Here is a 19,726-nt window from a genome sequence, read left to right on the forward strand (position 1 = left end):
GAGTAAGGAGTCACCGATGGCTATCAGCATGACAGAAGCGGCTGCTCGACACGTGCGGCGCTCCCTCGACGGGCGCGGCAAAGGTGAAGGGATTCGTCTGGGTGTTCGCACCACAGGCTGTTCCGGCCTTGCCTACGTGCTGGAGTTTGTCGACGAGGTGGTTGCAGAGGACCAGGTGTTCGAAAGTCACGGCGAAAAAGTGATCATCGACCCGAAAAGCCTGGCCTATCTGGACGGCACCGAGCTCGATTTCGTCAAGGAAGGGTTGAACGAAGGCTTCAAGTTCAACAACCCCAACGTACGCGGTGAATGTGGCTGCGGCGAAAGCTTCAACATCTGAGGCTTGTCGTGGGTACTCCTTGTCACTTCGCTTTATTTGAGCTGCAACCGAGTTTCGATCTGGACCTCGATCAGCTGGCTACGCGCTACCGTGAGTTGGCGCGCAGCGTTCATCCGGACCGTTTCGCTGATGCTTCCGAGCGTGAGCAGCGGCTGGCGCTAGAGCAATCCGCGAGCCTCAACGAGGCCTACCAGACGCTCAAGAATCCGCCCAAGCGCGCGCGTTACCTGCTCGCCTTGAATGGTGGCGAGCTGCCGCTGGAGGTCACGGTGCATGATCCGGAGTTTCTTCTGCAACAGATGGAGTTGCGTGAAGAGCTCGAAGACCTGCAGGACAGCGCCGACCTCAATGGGGTTGCCGTCTTCAAGCGTCGCCTGAAAGCTGCCCAGGATGAACTGAACCAACGCTTCTCGGCTTGCTGGAACGATGCCGCGCAACGTGAACAGGCCGAACGCCTGATGCGGCGCATGCAGTTCCTCGACAAGCTCACCTACGAAGTGCGCCAGCTGGAAGAGCGCCTCGACGATTAACCCAGTGCCGCTCCGGTCGCACGCCTGATATACAGATAAGTCCTGATAACGATGGCCCTACTGCAGATCGCCGAACCCGGCCAAAGTCCTCAACCGCACCAGCGTCGTCTGGCTGTGGGGATCGACTTGGGCACTACCAATTCGCTGGTCGCTGCATTGCGCAGTGGTCTTTCCGAGCCGCTTGCCGACGCAGAGGGGCGGGTCATCCTGCCGTCTGCCGTGCGCTATCACGCTGATCGCGTCGAAGTGGGCGAGTCCGCCAAACTGGCGGCCGCTACCGATCCCCTGAACACTGTGCTGTCGGTCAAACGCTTGATGGGTCGTGGTCTGTCCGACGTCAAGCAATTGGGCGACCAGCTGCCGTACCGCTTTGTCGGCGGCGAGTCGCACATGCCGTTCATCGACACGATCCAGGGCCCGAAAAGCCCGGTCGAAGTCTCCGCCGATATCCTCAAGGTCCTGCGTCAGCGCGCTGAAGCGACCCTCGGTGGCGAACTGGTCGGTGCGGTGATCACCGTTCCGGCCTATTTCGACGATGCGCAGCGTCAAGCGACCAAGGATGCGGCCAAGCTGGCCGGTCTGAATGTGCTGCGTTTGCTCAACGAGCCGACCGCAGCTGCTGTGGCTTACGGCCTGGACCAGCACGCCGAAGGCCTGGTCGCCATTTACGACCTGGGCGGCGGTACCTTCGATATTTCGATTCTGCGCCTGACCGGCGGTGTTTTCGAAGTGCTGGCCACTGGCGGCGACAGTGCCCTGGGCGGCGATGACTTCGACCATGCCATCGCTGGCTGGATCATCGAGAGCGCCGGCTTGTCCGCCGATCTCGATCCGGGCGCGCAACGCAATTTGCTGCAAACCGCCTGTGCCGCAAAAGAAGCGCTGACCGGTGCTGCGGCTGTCGAAGTCACGTATGGCGACTGGAAAGCCGAGCTGACCCGCGAAGCGTTCAATGCGCTGATCGAGCCGATGGTTGCACGCAGTCTGAAAGCCTGCCGCCGCGCTGTTCGCGATTCCGGTATCGAACTGGAAGACGTGCATGCCGTGGTCATGGTCGGTGGTTCGACTCGCGTTCCCCGCGTACGCGAAGCCGTCGCCGAAGCCTTCGGTCGCCAACCTCTGACTGAAATCGACCCGGATCAAGTGGTAGCCATTGGTGCTGCGATCCAGGCCGATACCCTGGCCGGCAACAAGCGTGACGGCGGCGAATTGCTGCTGCTGGACGTGATTCCGTTGTCCCTGGGGTTGGAAACCATGGGCGGCCTGATGGAGAAGGTGATTCCACGCAATACCACCATCCCCGTCGCTCGTGCACAGGACTTCACCACTTATAAAGACGGCCAGTCGGCCATGGCGATCCACGTGTTGCAGGGCGAGCGCGAGCTGATCAGCGACTGCCGTTCCCTGGCACGCTTCGAGCTGCGCGGTATTCCAGCGATGGTTGCCGGTGCAGCGAAGATTCGCGTGACTTTCCAGGTCGATGCCGACGGTCTGCTCAGTGTCTCGGCTCGCGAGCTGGGTTCGGGCGTTGAGGCGAGCATTCAGGTCAAGCCGTCCTACGGCCTGACCGACGGCGAAATCGCCAAAATGCTCAAGGACTCGTTCCAGCACGCCAATGACGACAAGGTTGCCCGCGTGCTGCGTGAGCAGCAGGTCGATGCCCAGCGCCTGATCGAAGCGGTGCAGGCGGCTCTGGAAGCTGACGGCGAGCGTTTGCTCGACGCCGAAGAGCGCATGGTCATCGATGCGCAGGTGCAGGAACTGACTGAACTGATGAAAGGTACCGATGGTTATGCCATCGAGCAGCAGACCAAGCGTCTGTCGCAAGTGACCGATGCCTTTGCTGCCCGCCGCCTGGACTCGACGGTGAAAGCCGCGCTGGCGGGGCGCAACCTGAATGAGATTGAGGAATAACGATGCCGCAGGTCATTTTTCTGCCACACGAGAAGTTCTGCCCTGAAGGCATGGTAGTCGAGGCCGAACCCGGCATCTCGATTCTCGAACTGGCCCACGAGCACCACATCGAGATGGAAAGCGCTTGCGGTGGCGTTTGCGCCTGCACCACCTGCCACTGCATCATCCGCGAGGGTTTCGACTCGCTGGAAGAGGCCGATGAGCTGGAAGAAGACTACCTCGACAAGGCCTGGGGTCTTGAGCGTGAGTCCCGCCTGGGGTGCCAGGCCAAGGTCGGTACCGAAGACCTGACCGTCGAAATTCCGAAATACTCGCTCAACCACGCAGCCGAAGCGCCGCATTGATTCAAGGAATTGTCATGAGTCTCAAGTGGACTGATGTGCTGGAAATCGCCATCCAGCTGGCTGAAAGCAAGCCCGATGTGGACCCTATGTCGGTCAACTTCGTCGATCTGCGCAAATGGGTGATGGAATTGCCCGAGTTCGACGACAAGCCTGAGCATTGTGGCGAGAAGATCCTGGAGGCCATTCAGGCCCACTGGATCGAAGAACGCGACTGAGCCACGCTGCAGGTTAGGCAATACCCAAGAACCCGCGTATAATTCGCGGGTTTAATTTTTCGCAAATTACCGTTTCTGGAGTTACACCATGGCTGTTCAACGTACTTTCTCCATCATCAAGCCTGACGCCGTTGCTAAAAACGTGATCGGCAAGATCACCACTCGCTTCGAAGACGCTGGCCTGCGCGTTGTAGCTTCGAAACTGAAGCAACTGTCCAAAGCCGAAGCCGAAGGCTTCTACGCTGAGCACAGCGCTCGTGGTTTCTTCGGTGACCTGGTTGCCTTCATGACTTCCGGTCCGGTTGTCGTTCAGGTTCTGGAAGGCGAAAACGCTATCGCTCGCAACCGTGAGCTGATGGGCGCTACCAACCCTAAAGAAGCAGCTCCTGGCACCATCCGTGCTGACTTCGCTGAATCGATCGACGCCAACGCTGTTCACGGTTCGGACTCCGAAGCCGCTGCTGCTCGCGAAATCGCATACTTCTTCGCAGCTACTGAAGTAACCACTCGCTAAGCATTGGCTTAAAGAGTGAAGGTGAATCCATGACTACATCGACTGTAAAAACCAACCTGCTGGGGCTGACTCAACAGGAAATGGAAAAATTCTTCGACTCGATCGGGGAGAAGCGTTTCCGTGCCGGTCAGGTAATGAAATGGATTCACCACTTTGGCGTCGATGATTTCGACGCCATGACGAACGTCAGCAAGGCCTTGCGCGAAAAGCTCAAGGCTGTTGCTGAGGTCCGTGGTCCGGAAGTGGTCAGCGAGGACATCTCCAGCGACGGCACCCGTAAGTGGGTGGTGCGCGTGGCGTCCGGCAGCTGCGTCGAGACCGTGTACATTCCCCAGGGCAAGCGCGGCACCTTGTGCGTTTCGTCCCAGGCAGGCTGTGCCCTGGATTGCAGTTTCTGCTCCACCGGCAAGCAAGGCTTCAATAGCAACCTCACTGCCGCCGAAGTCATCGGCCAGGTGTGGATTGCCAACAAATCCTTTGGCAGCGTCCCGGCGACCGTCGACCGTGCCATCACCAACGTGGTGATGATGGGCATGGGTGAGCCGCTGCTGAACTTCGACAACGTCATCGCTGCCATGCACCTGATGATGGATGACCTGGGCTACGGCATTTCCAAGCGCCGCGTGACCCTGTCGACCTCCGGCGTGGTGCCGATGATCGATGAGCTGTCCAAGCACATCGACGTCTCCCTGGCGTTGTCCCTGCACGCACCGAATGACGCATTGCGTAACCAATTGGTGCCGATCAACAAGAAATATCCGCTTAAGATGCTCCTCGAGTCGTGCCAGCGCTACATGTCGTCCCTGGGCGAGAAGCGCGTGCTGACCATCGAGTACACCTTGCTCAAGGACGTCAACGACAAGGTCGAGCACGCGGTCGAGATGATCGAGTTGCTGAAGAACATTCCGTGCAAGATCAACCTGATCCCGTTCAACCCGTTCCCGCATTCCGGGTACGAGCGGCCGAGCAACAACGCTATCCGCCGGTTCCAGGATCAGCTTCATCATGCCGGCTTCAATGTCACCGTCCGCACCACCCGTGGTGAAGACATCGACGCCGCCTGTGGTCAGTTGGTAGGGCAGGTGCTGGATCGCACCCGTCGCAGCGAACGTTATATCGCCGTGCGTGAACTCAGCGCCGACAACGATATGGCGCAGAACGCCGCGAAATAACCAAGAGAGGATCTCTATGTCCCTGCGCTTTGCGCTGCTTTTGCTGTTGGCCAGCCTGTGTGCTGGCTGCGTGCTTTCGGGCGATTACAACCCGATGAAGACCAGCAAAGGCCGTGATGAAGCGCGGGCCGCCTATGTGCAACTGGGCATTGGTTACCTGCAGCAAGGCATGACCGAGCGCGCCAAGGTCCCGTTGAAAAAAGCGCTGGAACTCGACAGCGCCGACCCTGATGCCAATGCTGCGCTGGGGCTGGTGTTTCAGGCCGAAATGGAGCCCGAGCTGGCCGACGAGCATTTTCGCAAAGCGCTGTCTTCTCGTCCCGCCGACGCGCGAATCCTCAATAATTACGGCAGCTTTCTGTTCGAGCAAAAACGCTATAAAGAAGCCTACGAGCGCTTCGAGCAGGCCGCCGCCGATACCCTGTATCCTGAGCGTTCGCGAGTGTTCGAGAACCTGGGCATGACGGCTTCAATGCTCGGCCAGCGTGAGTTGGCCCAGCAGCAACTGGAAAAAGCCTTGCGTTTGAACCGCCAACAACCACGCGCATTGCTGGAAATGGCTGAGTTGTCTTACGAAGACAGGCATTATGTGCCCGCGCGTGACTATTACGACCGTTTTAGCCAGCTCACAGAGCAAAATGCACGTAGTCTATTGCTCGGCGTTCGGCTGGCAAAAGTGTTTGAAGATCGCGACAAGGCAGCCAGTTATGGCCTGCAATTAAAACGACTCTATCCCGGTACACCGGAATATCAGCAATACCTGTCGGAGCAATGATGAAAGCGGCGCATCCCGAAGTTGTAGCAGCGAATCGCGTTAACCCCGGTGAGACCTTGCGCCAGGCCCGCGAAAGCAATGGCTGGTCGCTGGCCGAAGTGGCTCTCAAGCTCAACCTCACCGTCAATTCCCTGAGCAATCTGGAAGCCGGTGAGTTCGACAAGCTGCCTGGGCACACCTTCGCCCGTGGCTATATTCGCGCCTATGCCAAATTGCTCGGCATGGACCAGGCCGTTCTGGTTCAGCAATTCGACCAATCCACCGGTACCGACTCCCAAGGCAGCAGCGTACATAGCCTGGGTCGAATCGAAGAGCCGGTGCGGGTTTCCCATACCATTTTGCGCATCGTCAGCCTGTTGTTGCTGGTGGCGGTGATTGGCGGTGGTTTTGTCTGGTGGCAGGATCAAACCTCGTTGCGCACCAAGGACCTGATCGGCCTCACTCCGGAACACGTTGAAGTCGAAGGCGCCGATGGCACCACCCAGATTCATCCGCTGGATGAGCCGGAAGACCAGGCTGTGGCGCAAGGGCAGGCCGAAGGCGAGACTGCTCTGGCATTGCCGCAGGCCGAAACCTCGGCTGAGGTGCCGGCTGAAACCCCGGCAACCGCACCCGCTGCTCCGACTGCTACAACGCCTGCCGCGCCTGCGCATAATGCCGCCCCGGTTGTCGCCACACCGGCTACACCGGCCACGCCAGCCCCTGCAGTCCCTGTCGTTCCAGCGCCGGTCGTGACTGCCCCGGTCGTGCCGAGCACGCCAGCACCCGCCCCGGTTGCTGCGGCTCCTGTTGCCGGTCAAGGCCAGGTGCAAATTCAGTTCACGGCTGATTGCTGGACGCAAGTGACCGACGGTAGCGGTAAAGTGCTGTTCAGTGGTCTCAAGCGTAAAGGCGACAATGTTTCCGTCAGCGGCAAACCGCCGTTCGCTGTACGTCTGGGTTATGCCCGTGGCGCGCAGGTCAATTACAACGGTCAGGCGGTTGATGTTGCTCCGTTCACCAGTGGCGAGACTGCTCGCCTGAAGTTGGGTCAATAAGTCATGCACGGCGAATCTCCAATCAAACGTCGCGAATCGCGCAAGATCTGGGTCGGTAACGTTCCTGTTGGCGGCGATGCGCCCATCGCTGTGCAGAGCATGACCAACAGCGATACCAACGATGTCGCGGCCACCGTTGCCCAGATCAATCGTCTGGAAGCGGCCGGTGTCGACATCGTGCGGGTTTCCGTCCCGGACATGGACGCTGCCGAAGCGTTCGGCAAGATCAAGCAACTGGTCAAAGTACCTTTGGTTGCCGACATCCACTTCGATTACCGGATCGCATTGCGCGTAGCCGAACTCGGCGTCGACTGCCTGCGAATCAACCCGGGCAACATCGGTCGTGAAGACCGCGTGCGTGCGGTGGTTGATGCTGCCCGCGATCGCGGGATTCCGATCCGCATCGGCGTCAACGCCGGTTCCCTGGAAAAAGACCTGCAAAAGAAATACGGCGAGCCGACCCCGGCTGCACTGGTCGAATCGGCCTTGCGCCACGTCGAGCACCTTGAACGCCTGAACTTCCAGGACTTCAAGGTCAGCGTGAAAGCCTCCGACGTGTTCATGGCTGTCGAAGCCTACCGCCTGCTGGCCAAGGAAATCGTCCAGCCGCTGCACCTGGGCATCACCGAAGCCGGTGGTTTGCGCTCCGGCACAGTGAAATCTGCCGTGGGCCTCGGTATGCTGCTCGCCGAAGGGATTGGCGATACTATCCGCATCTCGTTGGCGGCCGACCCGGTCGAGGAAGTGAAGGTCGGCTACGACATTCTCAAATCCCTGCACCTGCGTTCCCGTGGCATCAACTTCATCGCCTGCCCGAGCTGCTCGCGGCAGAACTTTGATGTGGTCAAGACCATGAACGAGCTGGAAGGGCGTCTCGAAGACTTGCTGGTGCCGCTGGATGTCGCGGTCATCGGATGCGTGGTCAACGGTCCGGGTGAAGCCAAGGAAGCCCATATCGGCTTGACTGGCGGCACGCCGAACCTGATCTACATCGACGGCAAGCCGTCGCAGAAACTGACGAATGACAATCTGGTGGATGAGCTTGAACGCTTGATCCGCCAGAAAGCGGCCGAAAAGGTCGAAGCTGACGCTGCCGTTATTGCGCGCGGCTGACGAACGAATTTAAGGATTTATAGTGAGCAAGTCTCTGCAAGCCATTCGTGGCATGAACGACATCCTGCCCGAACAGACACCCCTGTGGCGTCATTTCGAAGGCACCGTTTCGCGTTTGCTGGATAACTACGGTTACAAGCAGATCCGCATGCCGATCGTCGAGTTCACCGAGCTGTTCAAGCGCTCCATCGGTGAAGTGACCGACATCGTCGAAAAAGAGATGTACACCTTCGACGACCGTAACGGCGATTCCCTGACGCTGCGTCCTGAAGGCACGGCGGCGTGTGTGCGTGCAGTGCTCGAGCACGGCATCACTGGCGGTGGCCAGGTACAGAAACTCTGGTACATCGGCCCGATGTTCCGCCACGAGCGTCCGCAGAAAGGCCGTTATCGCCAGTTCCACCAGATCGGTGTCGAAGTGTTCAACCTCGACGGTCCGGACATCGATGCCGAGCTGATCGTGCTGACCTGGCGCCTGTGGGGTGAGCTGGGCATCCGTGATGCGGTCAAGCTCGAACTCAACAGCCTGGGCACCAGCGAGTCCCGTGGTCGTTATCGCGAAGCACTGGTCGAGTTCCTGTCCGGGCACCTGGACAAGCTGGACGAAGACAGCCAGCGCCGCCTGAAGACCAATCCGCTGCGGGTCCTGGACACCAAGAACGCCGACACACAGGCGATTCTGGTCGATGCGCCGAAGATGGCCGACTACCTCGACGATGACTCTCGCGTGCACTTCGAGGGCCTCAAGGCTCGCCTGGACGCCGCCGGCATTCCTTATGTGATCAACCCGAAGCTGGTTCGCGGGCTGGACTACTACAGCAAGACCGTTTTCGAATGGGTCACCGACAAACTCGGCGCCCAGGGCACCGTGTGTGCCGGTGGTCGTTACGACGGCCTGGTCGAGCAGATGGGCGGCAAGCCTACTGCCGGCGTCGGTTTCGCCATGGGCATCGAGCGTCTGGTGCTGTTGCTGGAAACCCTGGAGCAGATCCCGGCTGAGATCGCCCGTCAGGTCGACGTCTACCTCTGCGCCTTCGGCGAAGAAGCCGAACTGGCCGGCCTGGCCCTGGCAGAACGTGTGCGCGATCAATTACCCAACCTGCGTCTGCAAGTGAATGCTGGCGCCGGCAGTTTCAAAAGCCAGTTCAAGAAAGCCGACAAGAGCGGTGCGCTGTATGCATTGATCCTCGGCGACGACGAGATGGCCCAGCAAGTGGTAGGTTTCAAACCCCTGCGTGGCCAGGGCGAACAACAAAGCATTGCCTGGGATGCGCTTGCGGATCACCTGGCCACCTGCGTCGTGCAGGGTTGAAGCTGTCTTAAACAGCCGAATTAGCGATTAAGGAGTATTGGGGTGTCGAGTACCGAAGACGAAAATTTGGCGGATTTGAAGGATTGGTGGTCACGCAACGGCAAGCCCCTGGTCACTGGTGGCCTGTTGGCGCTGGTCATCGTGTTCGGCTGGCAGGCGTTCCAGAAGTATCAGAGCAACCAGTCGCAAGGCGCCTCGATGCTCTATCAGCAATTGCTGGAAACCACGCTGACGCCTGACGGCAAGCCTGATGCGGCGCGTGTTTCCGATCTGGCCGGCAAGCTCAACAGCGAATTCGCCGGCAGCGCCTACGCGCAGTACGGCAGCCTGTTCGTGGCGAAAGTCGCGGTCGACAGCGGCAAGCTCGATGACGCAGCCAGCGAACTGAAAGCCATTGTTGCCAAGCCTGCCAACCCGGCGCTGGGCGAAATCGCCCGTCAACGCCTGGCTCAGGTGCTGGCCGCGCAGAACAAGGTCGATGAAGCCCTGAAACTGCTCGAAGGCGATGCCGACAAGGCGTTCCTGGCCACTCGTGAAGAACTCAAGGGTGACCTGCTGGTGCAGTTGGGTCGTACCGATGAAGCACACGCGGCGTATCAAAAAGCCAAGGCGGCACTGTCGGATGAAGCGGCGGTCGGTGGCCTACAAATCAAGCTGGACGACCTGGCCAAAGGGGATGCGTGACGTGATCCGTTGGAAACATGCAGCATTGCTGGCCCTGGCCATTCTGGCCGCGGGTTGCAGCAGCAATAGCAAGAAAGAATTGCCACCGGCCGAGTTGACTGACTTCAAAGAAGAAGTGGTCCTGCAGAAACAGTGGAGTCGTTCGATCGGTGACGGTCAGGGCGAAACCTACAACATGCTGGTACCAGCAGTCGAAGGCGATACCATCTATGCCGCCGACGTGACCGGTGTGGTGATGGCACTGGATCGCAGCAACGGCGACGTCAAGTGGAAGAAAGATCTCGAACTGCCTGTTTCCGGCGCCGTTGGCGTAGGTTACGGTCTGCTGACGATTGGTACGACCAAGGGTGAAATCGTTGCCCTCGACGCCATCAACGGCGAAGAGAAATGGCGCGCTCGCGTGTCCAGCGAAGTTCTTGCACCACCTGCCAACAACGGCGACGTTGTGGTGGTTCAGACCCAGGATGATCGTCTGATCGGTCTGGATGCCGCGACCGGCAACCAGCGCTGGTTGTATGACAGCACACCTGCGGTGCTGACCCTGCGTGGCACCAGTGCGCCGATCGTAACCAACCGCCTCGCGGTGGCTGGCCTGTCGACCGGTAAAGTGGTTGCTCTGGATATTTCCAACGGCGTGCCGGTATGGGAACAGCGTGTAGCGGTCCCGCAAGGCCGTTCGGAACTGGAGCGTGTTGTCGACATCGACGGCGGCTTGCTGCTGTCCGGCGGTACTTTGTATGTCGCCAGCTACCAGGGTCGCGTTGCGGCACTGGACCTGGAAAGCGGTCGTCAGCTCTGGCAGCGTGATGCTTCCAGCTATGCCGGTGTCGCCCAGGGTTTCGGTACCGTGTATGTGAGCCTGTCTTCGGGCACCGTTGAAGGCGTCGACGAGCGTTCCACCACCGCATTGTGGAGCAACGACTCGCTGGCCCGCCGTCAACTGTCGGCTCCGGAAGTGTTCTCCAGCTACGTTGCAGTCGGTGACCTGGAAGGTTACCTGCACTTGCTGAGTCAGGTGGACGGTCGTTTCGTCGGCCGCGAGCGCATCGACAGCGACGGCCTTCGCGCTCGTCCGCTGGTGGTGGGTGACACGATTTATGTATATGGCAACAGCGGCAAACTGGAAGCCCTGACCATTAAGTAAAGGTTTGACTATGCTTGGGGTTAATCCCCAAGCGGCCCCGTTTTGCGGGGCTCGCAGCGCTTACAGGCGCTGCCCCGAGCACCAGCCGCTGCCTCGCAGCGGCTTTTGTATTTTCTGAAATAACGAAGTGGAGAGCCGCATGGTTCCCGTAATCGCCCTGGTGGGCCGACCGAACGTCGGCAAGTCCACCTTGTTCAACCGCCTGACCAGGACTCGCGACGCCATCGTCGGCGACTTGTCCGGTCTGACCCGTGATCGCCAATACGGTGAGGCCAAGTGGCAAGGGCGTTCCTACATTCTGGTCGACACCGGTGGTATCTCCGGTGACGAGCACGGTATGGACGAAAAAATGGCCGAGCAGTCGCTGCTGGCCATTGAAGAAGCGGATGTTGTTCTGTTCCTGGTAGATGCCAAGGCCGGTTTCACCGCCGCCGACCAGATGATCGCCGAGCATTTGCGCAAACGTAACAAGCGTTCCTACGTGGTTGCCAACAAGGTCGACAACATCGACCCTGAAATGGCCCGCGCCGAATTCGCTCCGCTGGGCATGGGCCACGCGATCCCGATCGCCGGTGCTCATGGCCGTGGCATCACCCAGATGCTGGAAATCGCCCTGAGCGACTTCCCGAAAGACGAAGAAGAGCCGGAAGAAGGCGAGGAAGAGATCGTTGCCGAAGGCGAGGAAGCCAAGCGCATTCCTGGCCCAAGCGAAAAAGACGGGATCAAGATCGCCATCATCGGCCGTCCGAACGTCGGCAAGTCGACCCTGGTCAACCGCATGCTCGGTGAAGATCGAGTCATCGTCTACGACCAGCCCGGTACCACCCGCGACAGCATCTACATCCCGTTCGAGCGTAACGACGAGAAGTACACACTGATCGACACCGCGGGTGTGCGCAAGCGCGGCAAGATCCACGAAGAAGTCGAAAAGTTCTCCGTGGTCAAAACCCTGCAAGCGATCAAAGACGCCAACGTGGTGATCTTCGTGATGGACGCCCGCGAAGGCGTGGTCGATCACGACCTCAATCTGCTGGGCTTCGCCATTGAGTCGGGTCGTGCACTGGTTATCGCGATCAACAAGTGGGACGGCATGACGCCGAGCGAGCGCGACTTCGTGAAGGTCGAGCTGCAGCGTCGCCTGTTCTTCGTTGACTACGCCGACATCCACTTCATTTCGGCACTGCACGGCACGGGCGTGGGCAACCTCTACGCATCCGTACAGAATTCGTTCAAGTCCGCAGTCACCCGCTGGCCAACCAACCGCCTGACCCAGATTCTGGAAGATGCAGTTGGCGAGCACGCGCCGCCGATGGTCAACAACCGCCGGATCAAGCTGCGCTATGCGCACTTGGGTGGTGCCAACCCGCCGATCATCGTGATCCACGGTAACCAGATCGAGAAAGTACCGAAGTCGTATGTGCGCTATCTGGAGAACACTTACCGCCGTGTCCTGAAACTGGTCGGTACGCCGATCCGTATCGAGTTCAAGGGCGGCGAGAACCCGTACGAAGGCAACAAGAACTCGCTCACCGACCGCCAGGTCAACAAGAAGCGTCGCTTGATGTCGCACCACAAGAAGGCCGACAAGAAACGCCGCGACAAGCGTTGATTCAAGCCAGCCCACACATATGTGTGTGGGCACTCTGTGGCGAGGGAGCTTGCTCCCGCTCGGCTGCGCAGCAGTCGCAAAAACAGTCGATGCGTTTAATCTGATCATTCTCGGTTGCTGATCTTGGGACCGCTTTGCGGTCCAGCGGGAGCCAGCTCCCTCGCCACAGGTTTGGTGGTGATCAATTGAAGAAGGGCGTCTTTAAGGCGCCCTTTTTCATGCCTGCCGTTTGGGCTATCCTCGGGCTCTCCCGCGCCGTCGTAGAGCCGGGTGTAGAGCAGGGAATCACCGATGATCACCAGCAAGCTGCCGAATGTCGGCATCACTATCTTCACTCAGATGTCTCAGCTCGCGGCGCAAACCGGGGCCATCAATCTGTCCCAGGGTTTCCCTGATTTCGCTGCCCCGCAGGCCCTGTGCGATGCAGTCGGGCGTCACGTTGCCAATGGGCATAACCAGTATTCACCGATGACCGGGCTGCCGGCACTGCGTCAGCAAGTGGCGGCGAAGATTGCTCGCAGTTATGGCGTGCATGTCGATGCCGACAACGAAGTGACCATCACTCCTGGTGCTACCCAAGCGATCTTCTGCGCGATTCAGGCCGTTATCCACAGCGGCGACGAAGTGATCGTTTTCGATCCGTGCTACGACAGTTACGAGCCGTCGGTGGAGCTGGCCGGTGGTCGTTGTGTGCATGTGCAGCTCGGGCTGAATGACTTCTCTATCGATTTCCAGAAACTGGCTGAAGCCATTACGCCGCGCACGCGGATGATTGTGCTGAACACTCCGCACAACCCGAGCGGCGCGTTGATCAACCGTGCCGAGCTGGATCAGCTGGCGAATTTGATCCGTGATCGCGATATCTATCTGGTCAGCGACGAAGTCTATGAACACCTGGTGTTTGACGGCGTACCCCACGTCAGTGTGCTCAATCATGAAGAGCTGTATCAACGTGCGTTTGTGGTCAGCTCGTTCGGCAAGACCTACCACGTTACCGGCTGGAAAACCGGCTATGTAGTCGCGCCACCGGCGCTGACGGCGGAGCTGCGCAAGGTTCACCAATATGTGAGTTTCTGCGGTGTGACGCCGCTGCAGTACGCATTGGCTGATTTCATGGCCGAGCAGCCGCAACACGTCGAAGAGCTTCCGGCCTTCTATCAGGCCAAGCGCGACCTGTTCTGCGATCTGCTTTCGCCGTCGCGCTTCAGTTTCACCCGGGTAGCGGGCACCTATTTCCAGTTGGTCGATTACTCGCAGATTCGTCCGGATCTCAATGATGTCGAGATGGCGTTGTGGATGACCCGAGAGCATGGCGTGGCGAGTATTCCGATCTCGGTGTTCTACCAGTCACCTCCGCTCGGCCAGCGCCTGGTGCGGCTGTGCTTTGCCAAACGCGAGGAGACCCTGCGTGAAGCAGCGGAAAAACTATGCGTGATCTGAGTGCTCTGCCGAATCTGACCGTCGCGCTGATCCAGACGACGTTGGCTTGGCATGATCGCCAGGCCAACCTGGAGCATTTCGAGCGATTGCTGGAGCAGGCCCGCGGAGCTGACTTGATCATCCTGCCGGAAATGTTCACTACCGGTTTCTCCATGGAATCGCAAACCCTGGCCGAGCCGGAAAATGGCCCGACCAGCCAGTGGCTACGAACTCAGGCGGCGAAGCTAGAGGCGGTGATCACCGGCAGCGTGATCGTGCAGGCGGCCGATGGCAGCCACCGCAATCGTCTGTTGTGGGCGCGGCCGGACGGTGAAGTGTTGCATTACGACAAGCGCCACCTGTTCCGCATGGCCGGTGAGCACAACCACTACACACCAGGTGAGCGTCAGGTGCAGTTCGAGCTCAAGGGCTGGCGCGTGCGGCCGCTGATTTGCTATGACCTGCGCTTCCCGGTGTGGAGCCGCGATGCTCAGGATACTGACCTGCTGCTCTACACCGCCAACTGGCCGGGGGCACGTCGTCAGCACTGGAATCGGTTGTTGCCGGCACGGGCGATCGAGAACCTGTGCTACGTGGCGGCGGTTAATCGCATCGGCACTGATGGCAAGGGTTTCGCGTATACCGGCGACAGTCAGGTGCTGGATTTCCAGGGCGAGACGTTGCTCAGTGCGGGGGAGGCGGATGGGGTGTTCACGGTAGTGCTGGATGCGGCGGGACTGGCGGCGTATCGGCAGCGGTTTCCGGCGAATCTGGATGCGGATACCTTCGAGTTCACCTGACTGATCGTACCCACGCTCCGCGTGGGAACGCAGCCCGGGACGCTCTGCGTCCCATTTCTGCAGCCGGAACGCGGAGCGTCCCTTGAAGCATTCCCACGCAGAGCGTGGGAACGATCAACAACCCCCGGTACCTTTCGATCGTACCCACGCTCCGCGTGGGAACGCAGCCCGGGACGCTCTGCGTCCCATCTCCGCAGCTGGAGCGCGAAGCGTTCCTTGAGGCGTTCCCACGCAGAGCGGGGGAACGATCAACAACCCCCGGTACCTTTCGATCGTACCCACGCTCCGCGTGGGAACGCAGTCCGGGACGCTCTGCGTCCCATTTGCGCAGCTGGAACGCGGAGCGTCCCTTGAGGCATTCCCACGCAGAGCGTGGGAACGATCAAACAAGCAGGTAAAAAAAGGCCCCGAAGGTTCACACCCCGGGGCCTTTTGCATTGCAGCGAAGGTTTACGCCGCTTTCGCTTCCGGCTGGCTCAGCGAACGGTTCAGCGCGCTGAACAGTGCCTTGAAGCTGGCGGTGGTGATGTTCTCATCGATACCCACGCCGTGCACCGCACGTTCACCGTTTACACGCAGTTCGATGTAGGCCGCCGCCTTGGCATTGGTGCCCGCGCCGATGGCGTGTTCGTTGTAGTCCATGATTTCCACAGGAATCGGCAGACCGGCCACCAAGGCTTCCAGCGCGCCATTGCCCTTGCCGCGCCAGTGCAGGTTGGTTTCGCCCTGACCTTTGCTGGCCACTTCCACTTCGACGGCGCTGTTGCCGTTTTCCTCCTGCAGGCGATGGCTGACCAGCGCGTACGGGGTGTTGGCTTGCAGGTACTCGCTGTGCAGCAGGGCGTGGATCTGCTGGGCAGTCATTTCCAGGCCCAAGCGGTCGGTTTCCCGCTGCACCACCTGGCTGAACTCGATTTGCATGCGACGCGGCAGGCTGATGCCGTATTCCTGCTCCAGCAAGTACGCGATGCCGCCCTTGCCCGACTGGCTGTTGACGCGGATCACCGCCTCGTAGCTGCGACCGATATCGGCCGGGTCGATCGGCAGGTATGGCACTTCCCACAATGCATCGGATTTCTGCTGGGCGAAGCCCTTGCGGATTGCATCCTGGTGCGAACCGGAGAACGCGGTGTGCACAAGGTCGCCAACGTACGGATGACGCGGGTGTACCTGGATCTGGTTGCACTCTTCGACGACTTTGCGCACGCCATCGATGTCGGAGAAATCCAGTTGAGGGTCGAGACCCTGGGTGTACATGTTCAGGGCCACGGTCACGAGATCGACGTTACCGGTACGCTCGCCGTTGCCGAACAGGCACCCTTCGACACGGTCGGCGCCAGCCATCAGGCCCAGTTCGGTGGCGGCTACGCCAGTACCACGGTCGTTGTGGGTGTGCAGGCTGATGATCACGCTGTCACGACGGTTGATGTGACGGCCGAACCATTCGATCTGGTCGGCATAGATGTTCGGGGTCGCGCATTCGACGGTGGCCGGCAGGTTGAGGATCATCTTGTGCTCAGGCGTCGGGTTCCAGACCTCGATCACCGCATCACAGACTTCCTTGGCGAACTCCAGCTCGGTAGCGCTGAAGGTTTCCGGGGAGTATTCGAATGTCCACTCGGTTTCAGGCTGCTGGGCGGCGTATTTGACGAACAGCTTGGCCGCGCTGACGGCGATTTCCTTGATCCCGTCCTTGTCCTGATTGAAGACAATGCGGCGGAAGGAAGGGGAGGTTGCGTTGTACAGGTGAACGATGGCTTTCTTCGCGCCACGCAGGGATTCGAACGTGCGCTCGATCAGGTCTTCACGGCCCTGGGTCAACACCTGGATGGTGGTGTCGTCCGGGATGTGGTTGCCTTCGATCAGGGTGCGGACGAAGTCGAAGTCGGTTTGCGAGGCGGCCGGGAACGACGCTTCGATTTCTTTCACACCGACCTGCACCAGGGTTTTCCAGAAGCGCAGTTTCTTGACGGCGTCCATCGGTTCGATCAGCGACTGGTTACCGTCACGCAGGTCGGAGCTGCACCAGATCGGCGCGCTGGTGATGGTCTTCGACGGCCAGGTGCGGTCCGGAATGTCGATGGTCGGGAACGCGCGGTATTTCGAAGACGGGTCTTTGAGCATGCTCATCGGGAAATCCTTATTGTGTGGGCCGAAAAAAGGCGGCCTGCCGGTGGATCAAAAGTTCTTGGGGTAACGCTTGGGATGAGGCGCCGCGATTCAGCCCGGCAGTCGCGCGCTGACGAGGCACAAACTGCGGTGCTGGCGGAGCTGAATGAGGGTGTGAGAGGTTTTCATGCCTTCAACCCTAACCTTGGGGGTGAAGGATGGCAAGCGGTCGAAAAAAATTGAGAGGAATCCTCGCTAGCGCATCTTTATCGAGATTATATTGCGTTGATTCGCGTTGTTCTTTTGCTTGTTTGCGCAAGGTTTGGTCGATGCGCAATCGCCTGTGGTGCTGAAAGCTTCTGTAGGAGCGAGCCCTGCTCGCGATGGACGTCATCGATAACGAGCCATGCCTGAATGGTCGCGGTGCCTAAGCGTTTTTCGCCAGTAGGCTGGCTCCTACAGGGATTGAGGCGTATCCGGCACAAATTACTAAGGCTGAAATGCCCCAATGAAAATCGCTGGATCCACCCGCGCATCATTCAGGCTGATATTCCAGTGCATGTGCGGCCCGGTCGCGCGGCCAGTCGCTCCGACTTTGCCGACCACTGCGCCGCGAGCCAGTTGCTGGCCGACCTTCACGTCGATCTTCGACATGTGACAGAACATGCTGATGAAGCCCTGACCGTGATCGACGAACACGGTGTTGCCGTTGAAGAAGTAATTGCCGAGCAAAATCACCTTGCCCGCCGCCGGGGTCTTGATCGGTGTGCCTGCGCCCACCGCGAAATCCAGGCCGGAATGGGGATTGCGTTCTTCACCGTTGAAGAAGCGGCGCACGCCGAACTTGCTCGACAGCGGCCCGTTGACCGGTTTATCCAGCAGCAGGTTGCTTGGGGTGTTCGGGCTGAAGGTGCGATAGGCGGCAATCTGCTCGGCGAGTTCACGCTCGATGCGCTTGAGATTCTCCGGGTCCGGATTGACCTGCTGGGTGTTTTTCAAGGTGATGCGCTGTTCCGGGTATTTCTTGTTGCCGACAGTGAATTTCAGGTCGCGACCGCCGCTGCTGATGGATTGGGCACCCGGCTTGACCGTCAACGGCACGCCAACGATGGCCAGCCAGTTGTTCTGCTCCTTGACCACCAACACCGGTTTGCCCTGATAGCTGGCTTTCGGTGCTTGTGCCGCAACTCCCAGGTCGACGACGGCCACGCCGCCTGGCACCGGTTTGTTCAACAGGCGCGTGATGTAGCTGTCGGCATGGGCATTGAAGGTCAGGCACAACAGCAGCAGCGAAGCAAAAAAACGCGGCATGGATCAGTCCAGTAAAGAAAGGGTGACGGGTGTCAGGTGATTGTCTTCGACCCGCACTTGCAGTTCACCTTCACCGAGCTTGGCCTTGAGGCGCTGACCCGTATGGGTTTGCTTGGCGCTGCGGATCGCGTTGCCGCGTTCGTCGAGCAAGATGCTGTAGCCGCGGCCGAGGGTCGCCAGAGGGCTGACCACGTGCAACGTCTGCATCTGGCTTTGTAACTGCAAGCGGCGGCTTTTCAGACCCTCGCGGATGGCGCGGGGCAGGCGTTCGGCAAGGCTGTCGAGGCGTTGGCGCAGCATCGCCAGTTGCCGGCCGGGATGTTGCCCGGCGAGGCGGGTTTCCAGGCGGATCAGTCGCTCGCGTCGGGTGTTGAGGCTGCGTTCAAACGCGCGACGCATGCGCATGTCCAGATCATCCAGGCGTTGCGCTTGCTGCCGCAGGCGTTCTCCCGGATGGCGCAGACGGCGAGAGATGCCTTCCAGGCGCAATCGATCACGCATCAGCCGGTCGCGCATGCGCATCACCAGTCGGCGATGCAGGCTTTCGACCCGGCGCACCAGGTCGCTGGAGTCCGGTGCCAGCAGTTCGGCGGCGGCGGATGGCGTCGGCGCTCGAACGTCGGCCACGAAGTCGCTGATCGAGACGTCGGTTTCATGGCCAACGGCGCTGACAATGGGCGTCACGCAGGCATCCACGGCGCGGGCCACGGCTTCTTCGTTAAAGCACCAGAGGTCTTCCAGCGAGCCACCGCCCCGGGCCAGGATCAACGCGTCGAAGCCACGGGCATCCGCCAGCTTCAGGGCGCGGACAATCTGTGCCGTCGCTTCGCGGCCCTGTACGGCGGTGGGAATCAGCGTCAGTTGCACTTGCGGCGCACGGCGGCGGAATACGCTGATGATGTCGCGGATCACCGCTCCGGTCGGCGAGCTGATAATGCCTATGCGTTGCGGGTGCGCCGGCAATGGCACTTTACGTTCGGCACTGAACAAGCCTTCGGCGCTGAGTTTTTCCTTCAAGGCATCGAAGGCCAGGCGCAGCGCGCCGTCACCGGCTGGCTCCACGGTGTCGAGTATCAGCTGGTAATCGCCGCGTCCTTCGAACAACGAAACTTTGCCGCGCACCTTGACCGCCAGGCCGTCCTTCAACGCTTGGCGCACTCGCGCGGCGTTCTGCCGGAACAGCGCGCAACGCACTTGGGCGCCGCTGTCCTTGAGGGTGAAGTAGACGTGGCCGGAGGCAGGACGGGCGAGGTTGGAGATTTCGCCTTCGACCCAGATGTTGCTGAACACATCTTCGAGCAACACCCGCGCGCGGCCGTTGAGCTGGCTGACGGTGAGGACTTCGCGGTCCAGGCCGAGTCTTGCAAAGGGATCTTTAATCATG

Annotated in this window: 19 protein-coding genes; 16 read left to right on the forward strand and 3 right to left on the reverse strand. The window is 59.9% G+C overall.

What is annotated here, in order from left to right; all coding sequences use genetic code 11:
- Positions 1-16 precede the first annotated feature (16 nt).
- The 16 genes from iscA (at position 17) to ASD60_RS17360 (ending at position 14,922) form a co-directional block, all read left to right on the forward strand.
- A complete protein-coding gene (gene iscA / locus ASD60_RS17285; protein ID WP_003227904.1) occupies positions 17-340 on the forward strand; it encodes an iron-sulfur cluster assembly protein IscA in 324 nt (107 codons plus the stop codon).
- A gap of 8 nt (positions 341-348) precedes the next feature.
- Positions 349-870 carry a co-chaperone HscB gene (gene hscB, locus ASD60_RS17290; RefSeq protein WP_056855162.1) on the forward strand — a complete coding sequence of 174 codons (522 nt, stop codon included), beginning with the start codon at positions 349-351 and terminating at the stop codon, positions 868-870.
- Positions 871-921: 51 nt separating this feature from the next.
- On the forward strand, positions 922-2,784 hold the full coding sequence (gene hscA, locus ASD60_RS17295) for a Fe-S protein assembly chaperone HscA (RefSeq protein WP_056855163.1): 1,863 nt from the start codon (positions 922-924) through the stop codon (positions 2,782-2,784).
- A gap of 2 nt (positions 2,785-2,786) precedes the next feature.
- Positions 2,787-3,128: an ISC system 2Fe-2S type ferredoxin gene (gene fdx, locus ASD60_RS17300; RefSeq protein WP_020795601.1), complete on the forward strand. Its 342-nt coding sequence runs from the start codon at positions 2,787-2,789 to the stop codon at positions 3,126-3,128.
- Positions 3,129-3,142: 14 nt separating this feature from the next.
- Positions 3,143-3,343, forward strand: a complete 201-nt coding sequence (gene iscX / locus ASD60_RS17305) for a Fe-S cluster assembly protein IscX (protein ID WP_017123703.1) — start codon at positions 3,143-3,145, stop codon at positions 3,341-3,343.
- 88 nt (positions 3,344-3,431) lie between these two features.
- The gene (ndk, locus tag ASD60_RS17310; protein ID WP_039765715.1) at positions 3,432-3,857 is read left to right on the forward strand and encodes a nucleoside-diphosphate kinase; all 426 of its coding nucleotides are present in this window, start codon (positions 3,432-3,434) and stop codon (positions 3,855-3,857) included.
- Positions 3,858-3,886: 29 nt separating this feature from the next.
- On the forward strand, positions 3,887-5,029 hold the full coding sequence (gene rlmN, locus ASD60_RS17315) for a 23S rRNA (adenine(2503)-C(2))-methyltransferase RlmN (RefSeq protein ID WP_056855164.1): 1,143 nt from the start codon (positions 3,887-3,889) through the stop codon (positions 5,027-5,029).
- Between the two features lie 16 nt (positions 5,030-5,045).
- On the forward strand, positions 5,046-5,804 hold the full coding sequence (gene pilW / locus ASD60_RS17320) for a type IV pilus biogenesis/stability protein PilW (RefSeq protein WP_056855165.1): 759 nt from the start codon (positions 5,046-5,048) through the stop codon (positions 5,802-5,804).
- A complete protein-coding gene (locus tag ASD60_RS17325; RefSeq protein ID WP_056855166.1) occupies positions 5,804-6,841 on the forward strand; it encodes a RodZ domain-containing protein in 1,038 nt (345 codons plus the stop codon). Before pilW ends, ASD60_RS17325 begins: the two co-directional genes overlap by 1 nt.
- 3 nt (positions 6,842-6,844) lie before the next feature.
- The gene (gene ispG / locus ASD60_RS17330; protein WP_003185136.1) at positions 6,845-7,954 is read left to right on the forward strand and encodes a flavodoxin-dependent (E)-4-hydroxy-3-methylbut-2-enyl-diphosphate synthase; all 1,110 of its coding nucleotides are present in this window, start codon (positions 6,845-6,847) and stop codon (positions 7,952-7,954) included.
- Between the two features lie 22 nt (positions 7,955-7,976).
- On the forward strand, positions 7,977-9,266 hold the full coding sequence (hisS, locus tag ASD60_RS17335) for a histidine--tRNA ligase (RefSeq protein WP_056855167.1): 1,290 nt from the start codon (positions 7,977-7,979) through the stop codon (positions 9,264-9,266).
- Between the two features lie 42 nt (positions 9,267-9,308).
- Positions 9,309-9,950, forward strand: coding sequence for a tetratricopeptide repeat protein (locus tag ASD60_RS17340; protein ID WP_056855168.1), 642 nt, complete (start codon positions 9,309-9,311; stop codon positions 9,948-9,950).
- Positions 9,943-11,094 carry an outer membrane protein assembly factor BamB gene (gene bamB / locus ASD60_RS17345; protein ID WP_056855169.1) on the forward strand — a complete coding sequence of 384 codons (1,152 nt, stop codon included), beginning with the start codon at positions 9,943-9,945 and terminating at the stop codon, positions 11,092-11,094. Before ASD60_RS17340 ends, bamB begins: the two co-directional genes overlap by 8 nt.
- Before the next feature lie 139 nt (positions 11,095-11,233).
- Positions 11,234-12,703, forward strand: coding sequence for a ribosome biogenesis GTPase Der (der, locus tag ASD60_RS17350; protein WP_056855170.1), 1,470 nt, complete (start codon positions 11,234-11,236; stop codon positions 12,701-12,703).
- A 291-nt stretch (positions 12,704-12,994) separates the two neighbouring features.
- Complete coding sequence (locus ASD60_RS17355) at positions 12,995-14,143, forward strand: pyridoxal phosphate-dependent aminotransferase (RefSeq protein ID WP_056855171.1); 1,149 nt, start codon at positions 12,995-12,997, stop codon at positions 14,141-14,143.
- A complete protein-coding gene (locus ASD60_RS17360) occupies positions 14,131-14,922 on the forward strand; it encodes an amidohydrolase (RefSeq protein ID WP_056855261.1) in 792 nt (263 codons plus the stop codon). The genes ASD60_RS17355 and ASD60_RS17360 overlap by 13 nt, the downstream gene beginning before the upstream one ends.
- 450 nt (positions 14,923-15,372) lie before the next feature.
- On the opposite strand, the gene leuA is transcribed toward ASD60_RS17360, so the two are convergent.
- The 3 genes from leuA to xseA all read right to left on the reverse strand — a co-directional run bounded on the left by leuA (position 15,373) and on the right by xseA (position 19,725).
- Positions 15,373-17,052, reverse strand: coding sequence for a 2-isopropylmalate synthase (gene leuA, locus ASD60_RS17365; protein ID WP_056855172.1), 1,680 nt, complete (start codon positions 17,050-17,052; stop codon positions 15,373-15,375).
- 468 nt (positions 17,053-17,520) lie between these two features.
- Positions 17,521-18,342 carry a peptidoglycan DD-metalloendopeptidase family protein gene (locus tag ASD60_RS17370; RefSeq protein ID WP_056855173.1) on the reverse strand — a complete coding sequence of 274 codons (822 nt, stop codon included), beginning with the start codon at positions 18,340-18,342 and terminating at the stop codon, positions 17,521-17,523.
- Between the two features lie 3 nt (positions 18,343-18,345).
- A complete protein-coding gene (xseA, locus tag ASD60_RS17375; protein WP_056855174.1) occupies positions 18,346-19,725 on the reverse strand; it encodes an exodeoxyribonuclease VII large subunit in 1,380 nt (459 codons plus the stop codon).
- Position 19,726 lies beyond the last annotated feature (1 nt).

The sequence above is a fragment of the Pseudomonas sp. Root562 genome (assembly GCF_001427125.1).
Lineage (GTDB): Bacteria > Pseudomonadota > Gammaproteobacteria > Pseudomonadales > Pseudomonadaceae > Aquipseudomonas.